This is a genomic window from Leptolyngbya sp. O-77 (assembly GCF_001548395.1).
Lineage (GTDB): Bacteria > Cyanobacteriota > Cyanobacteriia > Elainellales > Elainellaceae > Thermoleptolyngbya.
The window spans coordinates 903,409-916,842 of sequence record NZ_AP017367.1 but is presented as its reverse complement, the minus strand read 5'-3'; the positions used below and the strand labels follow the sequence as shown (position 1 = coordinate 916,842).

The following is a 13,434-nucleotide window of genomic DNA, read 5'->3' as shown; positions in this document are numbered from 1 at the left end:
ATTTGGCAATCAGTCGATTTGGCATACTGGCATCGGATGAGAGGAGTTCGTCGCTACACGGCTTTGGCGCTGCTGAGCGCTCTGGGAATCAGCGCTGTCGGAATCATGGGAACCGCGCTTCCCGGCTGGGCCACCACCCAAATTTACCTGCGCTATGGCCCGCTCCGCCTGAATGTTCCGGTGCAGGCGATTGAGAACTTTGGCAAAACAGGCGACGACCCCCGCCTCAGGTTCTATCTCAAGCGGCTTGCGCCCCATCAGCGATCGCAGCTTCAAAACACCCTCAACGCCACCTACGACGTGGACTTGATGATGGTGTCGCAGTTTAGCTATACGCGGTCGGGAGAGCGACTGCTGCAAGAGGTGGGGGGGCTGCTGCGAACGGCCTCTGGGCAAAACGGCGCGGGCAGTCTGCGGAGCGCGGGCATCCTGGCGGCGGCAGACCCGGACGGCTTTAGCGTGCTGAGCTTTCTGCGGAATTTGCCCGTGGATATGCAGATCGACGTGCGGCAGGCGATCGCCTTTCAGCGGCGACTGGCGGGGCTGTTGCAACGCACAGCGCAGGTGACCAATCAGGTAATCGACGCAACGCAGGCGATCGCCCAGCAGGAAGCCAGCGTGCTGCAAACCCTGCCGCCCATCGACCCGCGTCAGCCCGGTTCCGTCGCGTTCCAACAACAAACGCTGCGGCTGGTGGACGCGCAGCGCAGTCGCCCGCTGACGGTTGACCTATATCTGCCAACGGTAGCCACGCCCGCGCCGCTGATCGTCGTGTCAAATGGACTAGGCGCACGGCGCGATCGCTTTACGCGGCTGGCCAGCCATCTGGCATCGCACGGCTTTGCGGTGGCCATTCCCGATCATCCAGGGAGCGATCGCGATCGCCTCCAGGATTTTTACGACGGGCTGCACCGAGAAAACTTTGACCCCGCCGAGTTTGCCAATCGCCCGCTGGATATCTCCTTTTTGCTAGATGCGTTGGGCGAAATGCAGCAGCAGGGGCAATTCCAACGCATCGACCTAGAGCGGGTGGGGGCGTTTGGCTATTCCTTTGGCGGCACGACGGCCTTTTCCCTGGCGGGTGCAGAGATACAGCTTTCGTCGCTGGAGCCGGCCTGCCAGTCCGATTCGTTCATTCTCAATATTTCGCTGCTGTATCAGTGTCAGGCGCTCGAAGCCCCGCCGCCGCCCAACCTGCGCGATGCTCGCATCAAGGCGGTCTACGCCTTTTTGCCCTTTGGTAAGAGCCTGTTTGGAACGGGTCTCTCGAAAATTGACGTGCCCGTTCTGTGGGAAGCGTCCGACGAGGACTTGCTAACGCCCCTGCTCAAAGAACAGGTTCCCTCGTTTCAGCAGCTTACCCCCTCCGCGCCCCAAGCAGAGCGCTACTTCGTGCTGACCAAAGGACTGCCCCACGCCCGCATTAGCTACGAAATCGCCGGCCGCACTGCTGGAGGAGATTCTGGGTCAGATCGCCCCAAGACTCGCCCCTCCTGGGAAGACATCAAAGCCATCTCCGAGCGCTATCACCACGCCCTGACGCTGGCATTTTTCCAGACCCACGTCGCTGGCAACGAGGACTATCGCCCGTTTCTCACGGCGGCCTACGCCACCCAACTTGCGGAGCCGTCTTTTCCCCTCGGCTTTGTCGCTTCCCTCGATGCTATTGAGGATTAGCTCGTGCTGGAGTCGCCTGGATGAGACTGCTGTGAGATCATGGTGGGAGTTGAAACAGGGGGTGCATTCTGTTTATCAGCTATGATGCAATAGCTTCAGCACTACAGGGTTCTTTGTCTCATCTGAGACCCGTGTTTGCCTCAATTTGAATTAATCGAGGTTCCTTAGAATCCAACACGCTACGACTTTCCCACTCGTCAAACTGTCCTTCCCGTTACCCCCCCTGTGCGGCTTGTCGTAGCATGGCCAAATCGCCGCCGCAGATAGCAGGCAGGTGGCGGGTAATTGCCTGGATGTCCCAGTCCCACCAGCGGATTTGCAGGAGTTCCTGGATCACTGCGTCGTCAAAGCGCCTGCGAATCAGGGCTGCGGGGTTGCCGCCGACGATGGCGTAGGGTTCTACGTTGCGGGTGACGACCGCACCCGTGGCGATAATGGCTCCGTCGCCCACCTGCACTCCCGGCATTAGCATCGCGCCGTAGCCGATCCACACGTCGTTGCCGATGATGGTGTCGCCTTTGTTGGGCCAGGAATCGGGCATGGCGTGTTCCCAGCCGTTGCCAAACACGGGAAAGGGATAGTTGGTGAACCAGTCGGTGCGGTGGTTGCCGCCGTTCATGATGAATTTGACATCCGAGGCGATGGAGCAAAACTTGCCGATGATTAGGCGATCGCCCTCAAAGTCGAAGTGATACAGCACATTGCGCTCAAAGTTCTGTGGATCTTCAAAATCGTCATAGTAGGTGTAGTCCCCCACAATAATGTTGGGATTTTTAACGATATTCTTCAGAAATGCTAGCCGGGTCTGGCCGGGGATCGGGTAGCGGGTGTCGGGGGAAGGGCCGGAGGTCATTTTGTCGCCTCAAAATTATCGACTCAAATTATCGCCTCAAAAATCGCTGACTTAACCGACTCACAAACGCATCCACCTCTGGCAGCCGTAGCCGCGTAGCAAACCACCCAAACACCAGCAGCCCTGCGCCACCTGCAAGGCACAGATTCACCAGCAGCACGCCAAAGCCCTGATTGCCAAGCCATTCCTCGCAGCCCTGAAGCACCGCCCACGCCACACCGCCTGCCAGCCCGCTGCCCAGGGCCAGCAGCGCCGTCAGTCCTCCCCACTGACGCAGCGGCAGCCCTTGCAGGCGACGGTGCAAAATAGCCAGCATAATCAGCATCGAAATCAGGTTCACGCCGACGGTCGCCAGCACCAGCCCCACCGCACCGTAGGGACGCACCAGCAAAAAGTCCAGCAGTGCGTTTAGGAAAATATTGGCAATGCTAATGCGGAAGGGCGTGAGGCTGTCTTCCAGGGCATAAAACACGCGCACCAGCACATCGCGTCCCAAATATACAAACATGCCGACGGAATAGGCCATCAGCACGGTAGCGGTGAGCAGCGAGTCTTCGGGGCGGAAGGCATAGCGCTCGTAGACCACCCGCGAAATGGGGACAGCCAGCACGATCATCAAGGCGCTGATGGGCAGCATGGTGAGGGCGGTAGTGACTAGCCCCTGACGGATGCGGAGCTTAAGTTCGGGCCAGTCCTGCGGCGCGGTGAGGCGCGAAAAGACGGGCAGCAGCGGCACCAGGATGACGTTTGACAAAATGCCCAGCGGGGTCAGCGCCAGCAGCCCTGCATAGCCCATTGCCGAAACGGCCGCCGCCGCGTTGGGAATGAACGACGCGAAGAACAGATCCGTCCACACGTTAATCTGCATCATGCCCGAAGAAAACGTCGCCGGGCCCATGACGTTAATTACTTCGCGCACCGCCGGATCGTTGAAATTGAACCGGGGTCGCAGTGTGCCCAAGCCGGATTTCCACTGGGCGGGTAGCTGCACCAGCCATTGCAGCAGCGCTCCGGCTAGGGTAGACCCGGCCAGCACTGCGCCGCCCAGCATGGCGTACTGTGGATCGGTGATGCGATCGCCCAGATACCACGCTAGACCCCCCAACCCCAGCAGCACCGTGACGCTGCTAAACAGCGGGCTGATCGACGGCAGCCAGTATTGATTGGCCGCATTCAACGCGCCAAAGCCGATGCCCACCAGCCCTGCCAGCACCGCCATCGGAGCCATAATCTTGAACTGCTGAATGGCGATGTCTCGCGTCTGCTGGAGCGTGGCATATGTTTCCGCCGACATCCCCTCCCGCGCCGCATCGGCCGCGAAAGAAACAGCCCCCGGAGCCACTAGGCTCATCATTGGCTCTGCAAACGCGATCAAGCCCACCGTCACCAGCAGCAAAATGCTGACCACCAGCGTCGTGATTCCTTCCACAATCGGCGCGACTTCTTCTTGCTTGCGCTTCGACAAGACGCTGACAATCGCACTGTGAAAGGGCCCGTTGATCCCGCCCAGCAAAATCAGCAAAAAGCCGGGAATCACGTAGGCAAAGTTGAACGCGCCAAACACCGGGCCCGTGCCAAAGGCAGCGGCGATCGCCTGCTGGCGAAACAAGCCAAATATCTTGCTCAATAGCGTAGCAATGGCAACGATTCCAGCGATTCCGGCAAGTGAGCGGGCTTTGGACACAGGTTTGAAGGGATTGGGGTTATTGGTTTATAGAAAGCGAGGCAGAAAAAAGGCTTGAACAGAAGCAGGTCAAGCCGCTCTTGCTCCTCTTCTCCCAAGTCAGGAGAAGCAATTGGGGGATGAGGGCAGATTGAAAGTTGCACATCGCGTAGAGAAGACAATCAAGACCTGGCTCTCGTCTCTCGCGCCGCGCTCTCTGCTTGTATCTTAAGAGGCAAGCGGTAACCCAATTCGCCTCATCTCCAGTCTGCGGGTTCAAACGATTCCCACCCTCCCACACCCCCGCCCCCCTTATAATTCGGATTGCCCTTCCTATCCAATTCCTCTTCTATGTCCGATTCTCAGGCTGTGAGCGCAGCGGTTGCGCGGCTATATGACACCTATCCGTTTCCCCCAGAGCCGCTGCTGGATGAACCGCCACCGGGTTATAACTGGCGCTGGAACTGGCTAGCGGCCCACAGCTTTTGCACTGGACGCAGACCCGCACGGCAGGATATTCGGATTTTGGATGCGGGCTGTGGGACGGGCGTGGGGACAGAATATCTGGTGCATCTAAATCCGCAAGCGCAGGTGACGGGGATTGACCTGAGCGCGGGGGCGTTGTCGGTGGCGCAGGAGCGGTGTCGGCGGTCTGGGGCCAATCGCGCGACCTTTCACCACCTGAGTTTGTACGATGCGGATCAGCTACCGGGCGAGTTTGACCTGATTAACTGCGTCGGCGTGCTGCACCACCTGCCTGACCCGATTCGCGCGGGATTCAGGCGTTGGCGAAAAAGCTGGCTCCGGGGTGGCATAATGCATATTTTTGTCTATGGGGAATTGGGACGCTGGGAAATTAAACTGATGCAGCAGGCGATCGCCCTCCTCCAGCAAGACCAGCGGGGTGACTATACCGACGGCGTGCAGCTAGGGGCGAGCCATCTTCGCCAGCCCTGCCCGAAAACAACCGCCTGGTGCGACGCGAGCAAGAACGCTGGTCGCTAGAAAACCAAAAAGACGAGTGCTTTGCCGATATGTACGTACATCCGCAGGAAATCGACTACAACATCGACACCCTGTTTGAACTCGTTGATGCGTCGGGGCTGGAATTCTTGGGCTTCTCAAACCCTCGCGTGTGGGACTTGGAGCGGCTGCTGGGCAAGTCGCCGGAGTTGATGCAGCGGGCCGAAGGTCTGGGCGATCGCCAGCGTTACCGCCTGATCGAACTGCTCGATCCCGACACGATTACGCACTACGAATTCTTTTTGGGTCGGCCACCGCTGGAAATCTGCGACTGGTCATCCGATGCCGACCTGCTCAGCGCTATTCCCGCCCTCAGCCCTTGCATCGACGGCTGGGATAGTCGCTGCGTGTTTAACTACGACTACCAGATCATCAACCTCAGCGAGTCCGAGTGGGGCTTTCTCAAGGCTTGTGAGAAAGAGGCTGGGAGGGCGATCGCCCAAATCCTGCAAGACCAGCCGTTACCCCTAGACAGCGTTCGCACCCTCCAGCGCCAACAATTGCTGCTGCTAACCCCAGCAACTTGAACCCAAGCTGACCCCCAGGATTTCAGTTGCAAAAGCCTTCTAAGCTCTTTGAATAAATTCTTTTCAAAAAATCTTGCTTAGAAATTTCTGGGAATTGAATGATTTTGAATCACCGTCATTAAGTATTGTTACCCTGCGATGATATGATTAGAGACGGTTCATCACTGCGTTGACAATGATGCGCTCATGACTCCAAAAGACCTATCTGGACTCGGTTCTCAATCGTGACCACGCCAGATCTCCCACCCGAAACCAATACGAACGCTCTGGCTGATCCTGCTGCTCCAGAGAGCAACGACTCCTCTGCCGCACTGCCAGCCCAACCCGATGCATCCATGCAGGAATACTACAAGCTTCAGAGTCATCTGCTGCTAACGACGCTTGTTATGGCTGTTGTCATTTTTAGTTCTGTGTGGGCAGTATACTCCCTGAACATTGCTCTCAATTACCTGATTGGAGCGTGCACAGGTGTGGTTTACTTGAGAATGTTGGCCAGAAACGTTGAGCAGCTAGGGCGACAAAGAGGACGGCTCGGAAATACCCGTCTTGTTCTCCTTGTGGGTTTGATTCTGGTTGCTTCTCGCTGGAATCAGCTTCAAATCATGCCTATTTTTTTAGGCTTTCTGACCTATAAAGCTGCGGTCATCTTTTATATGTTGCGGACATCTATCCTCCCCTCGCAGGGATAGGTTTAGATATCCTAGCATCCCTCCAGTTAATTCGGGCAAGCCATTTTCATGGAAACGTTGCTTTCTCTTAACGTCTTCAATGCCTTTCCGCTTGCTGAGCTAGAAGTCGGCAAACACTTCTATTGGCAGTTAGGAAATCTAAAGCTGCATGGGCAGGTGTTCCTCACCTCGTGGTTTGTAATCGGCCTTTTGGTGCTGGTCACGTTCCTGGCAAGCCGTAATATCCAGCGCGTTCCCTCTGGGCTGCAAAACCTGATGGAATACGGGCTAGAGTTCATTCGCGATCTGGCGAAAAACCAGATTGGTGAAAAGGAATATCGCCCCTGGGTTCCGTTTGTGGGCACGCTGTTTCTGTTCATCTTCGTGAGTAACTGGTCGGGTGCGCTGGTTCCCTGGAAGCTCTTTAAGCTACCAGAGGGTGAACTGGGTGCGCCGACTGCCGATATCAACACCACAGTTGCGCTGGCGCTGCTGACCTCGCTGGCCTATTTCTACGCAGGGTTTAGCCGCAAGGGATTGGGCTATTTCGGCAACTACGTGCAGCCTGTGCCGTTTATGCTGCCGTTCAAGATTATTGAAGATTTCACCAAGCCGCTCTCCCTCAGCTTCCGACTTTTCGGAAACATCTTGGCGGATGAGCTGGTGGTGGGTGTGCTGGTTCTCCTAGTGCCGCTGTTTGTGCCGCTGCCCGTGATGGCGCTTGGCCTCTTTACGAGTGCAATTCAGGCGCTCATCTTTGCGACGCTGGCGGCCGCCTACATCGGCGAGGCAATGGAGGATCATCACGGTGAAGGGCATGAGGAGCACTAGCATCCTCAGTTGGGGTGTGTGAATTCCCCGTTCATGCGACTCGATTGCAGCAGTCGTCAGTGCAATCGACAGTCGTTGTGTGAGGTGTGCGATCGCCTTTACATGGGCTGATTCTGCAAGCCAGATCACGCATTTGCTGACGTGTTTCTCGTTCTGTAATTTTTAGGGAAGGAAAACATCATGGATCCGATTATTTCTGCTGCTTCGGTTGTGGCTGCTGCACTGGCTGTAGGGTCTGGCAGCGATCGGCCCTGGCATTGGTCAAGGGGAATGCCGCTGGTCAGGCAGTTGAAGGGATTGCTCGTCAGCCCGAAGCAGAGGGCAAGATTCGCGGTACGCTGCTGCTGAGCTTGGCGTTCATGGAAGCGCTGACAATCTACGGTCTGGTGGTGGCGCTGGTGCTGCTGTTTGCCAACCCCTTTGCCTAAGAGGTGGGCCGTGTGGCTGGGGTGCAGAGCATTTCAGCCACAGGCTTGCTTAGGCTTGAGTGTATTGTTGTTGGGCGATCGCGCTCGAGTCAGGTATCCAACTTTGAGCAACGCCCCTCGACGACGATTTCAAGATCGTTGCAAATGGTTTGGTTAGTAGAACCCCCAAAGAGTTAATCGGGGGCGAATAAATATGGGTTTATTGGACATTCTTACTGGCTGAAGAGGGCGGGGGCGGTCTGTTTGACCTGGATGCCACGCTGCCGCTGATGGCGCTCCAGTTTATGCTGCTGGTTGCAGTGCTCAACGTCACTTTTTACAAGCCGTTGGGCAAGGCCCTGGATGACCGCGAGGGCTACATCCGCGCCAATCAGTCGGAGGCGAAGGAGCGTCTGGCAAAAGCAGAGGCACTAGCTAAGCAGTATGAGACTGAGGCAGCCGAGGTTCGTCGTCAGTCGATCGCAATTGTCTCGGCGGCCGAGGCAGATGCTCAAAAGATCGCAGCCCAAAAGATTGCAGAAGCCCAGCAGGTTGCTCAGGCTCAGCGAGAGCAGGCGCAAAAGGATTTAGATGCTCAAAAAGGCTGCGGCATTGCAGTCCTTAGAGCAGCAGGGTGGATGAATTGAGCCGTCAGATTTTGGAAAAGGTGACGGGTGGTGTTGCGCTTGGCTAGCGCTGACGGGGCAAGCTGCTGTATTGCAGCGTTTTCTGGTGTTGTGCTAGTTGACGTTGCTCCTCGGTCGGGCTTTCCAGAGACCTGTTTTTAACTCGTGAATCAATCAAAGACGCAGATTCGGGCATTCACAGATGGAGATACTAGGGAGTTTGTTGGCGATCGCCGCAACAGCGGGAGAAGCGGCTGAAGCGTCCGAGGAGGGCGGCTTTGGGCTGAATTTTGACCTGCTAGACACAAACCTGATTAACCTCGCCATCATCATTGGTGTCTTGGTGTATTTTGGTCGCGGCTTTTTAGGGAAAACGCTGAGCGATCGGCGGGCGAAAATCGAAGCTTCGATCAGGGAAGCAGAGCAGCGCAAGCAGGAAGCCGCCGCTCTCCTGGGCAGAGCAGCAGCAAAAGCTGGCACAGGGCTCAAGAAGAGGGCGGCTCGTATTCGCTTAGAAGCAGAGACTCAGGCAGCCGCAGCGAGTGCCGCAATTCTAGAGCAGGCGACGCAGGATGTGGCTCGAATGCAGGCGGCGGCGGATCAGGATGTCGCCGCAGAAGAGCAGCGAGTGGTGAACGAACTGCGTCAGCGAGTGGCAGCGCTTGCGCTCCAGCAGGTCGAGGCAAGGTTGAAAGGCGGACTGAGCGAAGATGCCCAGCAGCAGTTAATCGATCGCGGCATTGCGGCATTGGGAGGTTAGCGAAATGAGAGATTCAATTACAGCATCCGAAGTCTCGGAGCCTTATGCACAGGCTTTGATGTCGCTTGCCAAATCCAATGATTTGATTGACCGCTTTGGTGAAGATGTCGCATTCTTGCGATCGCTCCTGGCTGAATCAGAAGAGCTTCAGCAAGTCCTGGCAAACCCGCTGATCAAGCCTGATGCCAAGAAGGGCATTTTGCGCCAGCTTGCATCAGATCAGGTTCATCCCTATACGCTCAACTTTCTGTTTCTGCTGGTGGATCGGGGTCGAATTCTGTTCTTAGACAACATTTGCAAGCAGTATCAAGCGCTCCTGCGCGAACTGAAGCAAGCCGTTCTGGCGGAGGTCAGTGCGCCTGTTGAATTGACCGAAGCCCAGCAAGAGGCCGTCCGCAACAAGGTCAAGGAGCTAACAGGGGCCCAGCAAGTTGATCTGGAAACTCGCATCAATCCTGACTTGATTGGCGGGGTTGTGATCAAGGTGGGTTCTCAGGTTTATGACACAAGCCTGCGGGGTCAACTGCGACGCATTGGGCTAAAGCTGACGGGTTCCAGCTAGGAAGCGCCCCGGACGACTGGCGGACTTTATTGGCTCTCCCTAATGCTCCCCTTAATCAGTAGGGAATCTCTTACTGGAATCTATTACTTTCATCCCGACGGGTATTACGACCTGATCCCCCACCGTTTAACTGGAGAAAAACGCAATGGTAGCAATTAGACCAGACGAAATTAGCAGCATTATTCGCCAGCAAATCGAGCAATACGACCAGCAAGTTAAGGTTTCTAACGTGGGAACCGTGTTGCAGGTCGGCGACGGCATTGCCCGCGTCTATGGATTAGAAAATGTCATGGCCAGCGAACTGCTGGAGTTTGAAGACGGCACGATTGGTCTGGCGCTGAACCTGGAAGAAGACAGCGTGGGTGCTGTGCTGATGGGCGAAGGTCTGAATATTCAAGAGGGCAGCACCGTGCGCTCGACGGGTCGAGTCGCCTCGATTCCTGTGGGGGAAGCCTATCTGGGTCGTGTAGTCGATGCGCTGGCGCGTCCAATCGACGGTAAAGGGGACATTGCTGCGACCGATTCTCGCCTCCTGGAATCTCCTGCACCTGGTATTGTGGAACGGAAATCGGTGTATGAGCCAATGCAGACCGGGATTACGGCAATTGATGCCATGATTCCGATTGGTCGTGGTCAGCGTGAGCTGATTATCGGTGACCGTCAAACGGGCAAAACTGCCGTTGCGCTGGACACCATCCTGAACCAGAAGGGCGAAGACGTGATCTGCGTCTACGTTGCAGTCGGACAGAAAGCTTCGACGGTGGCTCAGGTGGTAGATGCACTCCAGTCTCGTGGCGCGTTGGAATACACCATCGTTGTGGCAGCAAACGCCAGTGACCCTGCTCCGCTGCAATATCTAGCGCCCTACACCGGGGCAACCCTGGCAGAGTACTTCATGTACAAAGGCAAGCATACGCTGGTGGTGTATGACGACCTTTCCAAGCAAGCTCAGGCATACCGCCAGATGTCGCTGCTGTTGCGTCGCCCACCCGGACGGGAAGCCTACCCTGGCGATGTGTTTTATCTCCACTCACGCCTGCTAGAGCGGGCTGCAAAGCTTAGCCCCGAACTGGGCGAAGGCAGCATGACGGCACTGCCAATCGTGGAAACCCAAGCGGGTGACGTGTCGGCCTATATTCCAACGAATGTCATTTCGATTACGGACGGACAAATCTTCCTGTCTTCTGACCTGTTTAACTCCGGCTTGCGTCCGGCGGTGAACGCTGGTATCTCGGTGTCTCGCGTGGGATCTGCGGCGCAGACCAAGGCGATGAAGAAAGTCGCAGGTAAGGTGAAGCTGGAACTGGCTCAGTTTGCTGAACTGGAAGCCTTTACTCAGTTTGCATCTGACCTAGACAAGGCGACCCAGGATCAGCTAGCGCGGGGTCAGCGCCTGCGGGAATTGCTGAAGCAGCCGCAGTATTCGCCGCTGTCGGTGGCGGAGCAGGTGGCTGTGATTTACTCCGGCATTAATGGCTATCTGGATGATATTCCGGTGGAAAAGGTGACTGCGTTCACCAAGGGACTGCGCGACTATTTGAAGACCAGCAAGGCCAAGTACATCGAAATCGTCCAGGGGCAAAAGGTGCTGACGGATGAGGCAGAAGGACTGCTGAAAGAGGCGATCGCCGAATACAAGCAAACCTTCCTGGCAGGACTGAAGTAGGGATGAGGTGTTAGGGGACAGGCATTATGAATCAGCATGGGTTTGTGTTTCTAATGCCTGCCTCTTCCCTTCAACCGCTTCGACCCCTAACCCTTAATTCCTAACTCCTAAACTATGGCAAACCTGAAGGCAATTCGCGATCGCATTCAGTCGGTCAAGAATACCAAAAAAATTACAGAGGCGATGCGCTTGGTGGCCTCTGCAAAAGTCCGTCGCGCCCAGGAACAGGTCATCGCGACTCGTCCCTTTGCCGATCGCCTGGCGCAGGTGCTATACGGCTTGCAGGCGCGGATGCAGTTTGAAGATGTGGATCTGCCGCTGCTAAAGTCGCGGGAGGTTCAAACAGTTGGCCTGCTGGTGATTTCGGGCGATCGCGGTCTATGCGGCGGCTACAACAGCAACATCATCAAGCGGGCCGAGTCCCGTGCCCGTGAGCTACAGGCCGAAGGTCTCAACTATCGCTTTGTCATCGTTGGGCGGAAAGCTTTGCAGTATTTCCAACGCCGCAGCCAGCCCATCGATGCGAGCTTTTCTGGCTTGGAGCAAATTCCGACCGCAGCCGAAGCCGCTAAAATTTCCGATGAAGTGCTGTCTCTGTTCCTATCAGAAACGGTGGATCGGGTCGAGCTGATTTATACCAAGTTTGTGTCGCTGGTCAGCTCTCGCCCGGTGATTCAAACCTTGCTGCCTCTAGATCCGCAAGGACTTGAAACACCCGATGACGAGATCTTCCGGCTGACGACCCGAGGCGGTGAGTTTGCGGTGGAGCGACAGAAGGTGGCCGCACCGGATGCCCGCTCGTTTCCCCAAGACATGATTTTTGAACAAGATCCGGTGCAAATTTTGAATGCGCTGCTGCCGCTTTATCTGAATAACCAACTGCTGCGGGCCCTGCAAGAGTCAGCAGCTAGCGAGTTGGCTGCTCGAATGACGGCAATGAATAACGCCAGCGACAACGCCAGCGAACTGATGAAGACTCTGACGCTGACCTACAACAAGGCACGCCAGGCAGCAATTACTCAAGAAATTCTTGAAGTGGTTGCAGGCGCAAACGCTTTGCAGTAGATCAGGCTTTCAAAAAAAGCAAAAGCAGCAGTTTTCCGTGGGCGTACATGCTCACGGAAAACTGTTTTATAGAACTCTTGCCAGGGTTAGAGAATTGGGTGAGCAATCACGGGGCAGTTGATCGTTGCCCTTGTGGGTCGCAGTCCGTAGAGCCAGGCATTTCCCGGACCCTCTGGGTTGATGTAGGCGCTTGTGACCATGCCAGATTTGATCAATCCCTCCAGATCCTCAAACGAGGTGATGCGTCTGCCTTTGTTTTCGGCGATCGCCCTTTCAGTCCACATGCTCACATGGGCATCCCACAGCGGGCTGTAGTTGTTAGAAGCTGAGGGATCGTCGTTGGATGGAGCGTAGGGAAACACGTTGATTGGGTCGATGCCATTGTTTGCAAGGGAGGCCGCAAACCCCTGATGCTCACCCGTGCTAGTGTCAGTGATGCCGTTGAGTACGGGCGAAAATCCCAACAGCGCAGATTGGTCAGAGGGTAGCGATTTGCCAAAGGCGGGGATGTTGGCCAGGGCTGGCGCAAAAACGCCCTTTTCTAGCACCGAGGGAACGTCTGCCGATACATCCGTGACCAGGTGATAGAAATACTGCCGCCCACCCTGAAACCCGTCGAGGATAGACATCGTAGCGGTTCGCTTTTCAAGGTCAATATCGACCAGGCGATCGTGGCTTCCAGAAGCATTGTGAACCATCTGAGCATTGAGTACCACATTGCTGGGCAGCACTGCCATTGAAGACCATTGTGCATCGGCGATCGCCCCAGGCTTCGCCACTTTGGGTGGAAAAGGATACGGACTGCCCGGTTCTACTTCGTAGCGGGGTGAGAAATCGACGTTGCCTCGAAACCGAATAATTCCGTTTTCAAGCGTGACAGATTGCGCCCCCGAAGTGCCAATTACATTCCTCATTTTGGGTGCAAAATTGATGCCCAATTTTTTAGCTACCTCAAAATCGGAAGCCTCAGTCAGAATGTAATAAACGGACTCGCCTTGGGGTGAAAGACCTCGATAAAGCGGCAATTTAACAGTTGCTTTGTCCGGCGTAAAGTCAACTGCCAACGCGCTTTTCAGATACACATTGTCGCTTGGTTTTCGCTTGGT

General features: G+C 55.9%; 13 protein-coding genes and 1 pseudogene. 11 read left to right on the top strand and 3 right to left on the bottom strand.

The window, feature by feature from the left end:
* Window positions 1-36: 36 nt before the first annotated feature.
* On the top strand, window positions 37-1,677 hold the full coding sequence (locus O77CONTIG1_RS03895; protein ID WP_068508233.1) for an alpha/beta hydrolase: 1,641 nt from the start codon (window positions 37-39) through the stop codon (window positions 1,675-1,677).
* A 214-nt stretch (window positions 1,678-1,891) separates the two neighbouring features.
* Here the strand turns inward: O77CONTIG1_RS03895 and O77CONTIG1_RS03890 are convergent, their stop codons facing one another.
* Window positions 1,892-2,530, bottom strand: coding sequence for a CatB-related O-acetyltransferase (locus O77CONTIG1_RS03890; RefSeq protein WP_068508231.1), 639 nt, complete (start codon window positions 2,528-2,530; stop codon window positions 1,892-1,894).
* 28 nt (window positions 2,531-2,558) lie between these two features.
* Window positions 2,559-4,214: a murein biosynthesis integral membrane protein MurJ gene (murJ, locus tag O77CONTIG1_RS03885; RefSeq protein ID WP_068508229.1), complete on the bottom strand. Its 1,656-nt coding sequence runs from the start codon at window positions 4,212-4,214 to the stop codon at window positions 2,559-2,561.
* A gap of 330 nt (window positions 4,215-4,544) precedes the next feature.
* Between murJ and O77CONTIG1_RS27720 the strand changes: the two genes are divergently transcribed.
* From O77CONTIG1_RS27720 to O77CONTIG1_RS03840, 10 genes and pseudogenes are all read left to right on the top strand, one after another.
* Window positions 4,545-5,198, top strand: a complete 654-nt coding sequence (locus O77CONTIG1_RS27720) for a class I SAM-dependent methyltransferase (RefSeq protein WP_317134205.1) — start codon at window positions 4,545-4,547, stop codon at window positions 5,196-5,198.
* Window positions 5,168-5,743, top strand: coding sequence for a hypothetical protein (locus O77CONTIG1_RS27715; RefSeq protein WP_317134204.1), 576 nt, complete (start codon window positions 5,168-5,170; stop codon window positions 5,741-5,743). The genes O77CONTIG1_RS27720 and O77CONTIG1_RS27715 overlap by 31 nt, the downstream gene beginning before the upstream one ends.
* Before the next feature lie 224 nt (window positions 5,744-5,967).
* Window positions 5,968-6,432, top strand: a complete 465-nt coding sequence (locus O77CONTIG1_RS03875; protein WP_286132528.1) for an ATP synthase subunit I — start codon at window positions 5,968-5,970, stop codon at window positions 6,430-6,432.
* A 48-nt stretch (window positions 6,433-6,480) separates the two neighbouring features.
* Window positions 6,481-7,242 (top strand): F0F1 ATP synthase subunit A, encoded by a 762-nt coding sequence (gene atpB / locus O77CONTIG1_RS03870; RefSeq protein ID WP_197673316.1) that lies wholly within the window; start codon window positions 6,481-6,483, stop codon window positions 7,240-7,242.
* 180 nt (window positions 7,243-7,422) lie between these two features.
* Window positions 7,423-7,670, top strand: a pseudogene (gene atpE / locus O77CONTIG1_RS03865) (ATP synthase F0 subunit C).
* A 269-nt stretch (window positions 7,671-7,939) separates the two neighbouring features.
* A complete protein-coding gene (locus O77CONTIG1_RS03860; protein WP_286132527.1) occupies window positions 7,940-8,296 on the top strand; it encodes a F0F1 ATP synthase subunit B' in 357 nt (118 codons plus the stop codon).
* Window positions 8,297-8,477: 181 nt separating this feature from the next.
* Entirely contained in the window at window positions 8,478-9,035 is a 558-nt protein-coding gene (locus O77CONTIG1_RS03855) for a F0F1 ATP synthase subunit B (protein ID WP_068508224.1), read from the top strand.
* A gap of 58 nt (window positions 9,036-9,093) precedes the next feature.
* The gene (gene atpH / locus O77CONTIG1_RS03850; RefSeq protein WP_286132526.1) at window positions 9,094-9,597 is read left to right on the top strand and encodes an ATP synthase F1 subunit delta; all 504 of its coding nucleotides are present in this window, start codon (window positions 9,094-9,096) and stop codon (window positions 9,595-9,597) included.
* A gap of 145 nt (window positions 9,598-9,742) precedes the next feature.
* Entirely contained in the window at window positions 9,743-11,263 is a 1,521-nt protein-coding gene (gene atpA / locus O77CONTIG1_RS03845; protein ID WP_068508220.1) for a F0F1 ATP synthase subunit alpha, read from the top strand.
* A 114-nt stretch (window positions 11,264-11,377) separates the two neighbouring features.
* Window positions 11,378-12,328 carry a F0F1 ATP synthase subunit gamma gene (locus O77CONTIG1_RS03840; RefSeq protein ID WP_068508217.1) on the top strand — a complete coding sequence of 317 codons (951 nt, stop codon included), beginning with the start codon at window positions 11,378-11,380 and terminating at the stop codon, window positions 12,326-12,328.
* 86 nt (window positions 12,329-12,414) lie between these two features.
* Here O77CONTIG1_RS03840 and O77CONTIG1_RS03835 read toward each other — a convergent pair whose 3' ends face one another.
* Entirely contained in the window at window positions 12,415-13,242 is an 828-nt protein-coding gene (locus tag O77CONTIG1_RS03835) for a hypothetical protein (RefSeq protein WP_156434906.1), read from the bottom strand.
* Window positions 13,243-13,434 lie beyond the last annotated feature (192 nt).